This is a genomic window from Pseudoalteromonas sp. APC 3893, assembly GCF_030408095.1.
GTDB lineage: Bacteria > Pseudomonadota > Gammaproteobacteria > Enterobacterales > Alteromonadaceae > Pseudoalteromonas.
Window position 1 is genome coordinate 1 of record NZ_JASDCD010000068.1, and the last position, 1,310, is coordinate 1,310.

The 1,310-nt window shown below is 43.4% G+C and carries 1 protein-coding gene and 1 other annotated feature; the gene reads right to left on the reverse strand.

Going from position 1 to position 1,310, the window contains the following annotated elements:
- Nucleotides 1-39 precede the first annotated feature (39 nt).
- A protein-coding gene (locus QMA12_RS21995; RefSeq protein WP_223230517.1) for an IS3 family transposase occupies nucleotides 40-1,259 on the reverse strand; the annotation gives its coding sequence in 2 pieces (ribosomal slippage) (nucleotides 40-971 and nucleotides 971-1,259; 1,221 coding nt in all).
- Nucleotides 865-981, reverse strand: a sequence feature (AL1L pseudoknot). (Overlaps the previous gene by 117 nt.)
- Nucleotides 1,260-1,310: the final 51 nt, after the last annotated feature.

The following is a 1,310-nucleotide window of genomic DNA, read 5'->3' on the forward strand; positions in this document are numbered from 1 at the left end:
TGAATCGCCCCGAGTTCATCGGAGACCAGTTTGTTTAAGTCAGGCCACTTTACCTGACTCGTTTAAATTATCATAGTAGTCTGTTTCATATTGAGCTGGTGAAATATACCCAATTGAAGATAATAAGCGTTGATTATTAAACCAATTGACCCACTCTAACGTTGCGTATTCAACAGCATCAACATTCTTCCACGGGCCATTTCTGCGAATAATCTCTGTTTTAAATAATCCATTTATTGTTTCAGCCAATGCATTGTCATAAGAGTCACCCACACTGCCTACAGACGCTTGAATTCCAGCTTCAGCAAGTCGCTCAGTGTATCGTATAGACAAATATTGGCTGCCTCTGTCGCTGTGGTGAATTAACCCTTCGGGGTTGCCACGATGCCAAATAGCTTGCTCTAACGCATCAAGAATAAGCTCTGTGTGCATTGTCGTTGATACACGCCAACCTACAATGTATCGTGAAAAAACATCTATCACGAAAGCGACATAAACAAACCCACTCCATGTGGCAACATAGGTGATGTCAGCTACCCAAAGTTGATTTGGCTGCTCAGCAGTAAATTGACGATTAACTAAATCAAGTGGCTTATCTTGTTGCTCGTCAGGTATCGTTGTCTTATGTGCTTTACCCCGACGAACACCTTGAATTCCCATAACTCGCATCAATCGTTCGACTGTACAGCGGGCGACTTGATGGTCGTCAAGCTGTAGCTGCTTCCATATTTTTCTTGCACCATAAACTGACATATTATCCTCCCACACTTCGCGAATGAGTATTATCAGCTCAGCATCACGCTTTTTGCGGTTAGACAGTCGCTCAGGCTCTCTTTGTATCTGTTTATGAGAATAATACGTTGATGGTGCAATCGGCAATTCCTTGCAAATTGACTCGACACCGTAATGCTCTCTGCAAGCATCAATAAAATCCACTATTACTTCTGTTTGCGGTCGAGCTCCGCTTGGGCGAAAAAAGCGGCAGCTTGCCTCAGGATATCATTCGTTCGCTTGAGCTCTTTATTCTCGCGCTCTAAGACGGCAAGGCGTTCTTCAGTTGATTGCGTATTAGAAGAGGGTTTAGACGGTTGAGCTTGAGATTTCTTGACCCATGCTCTAAGTGTTTCTGGGGTACATCCCAGTTTATCTGAAATCGATACTAGCGCAGCCCAAAGAGAAGGGTATTCATGCTGTTGTGTGGTAACAAGCCTAATTGCACGTTCACGAAATTCTGATGTATAGCGATTTGATTTTTTCATAGTTCCAGTTTCTCAAGTTATTGAGTCTCTGGCAAACACGGGGCGATTCAA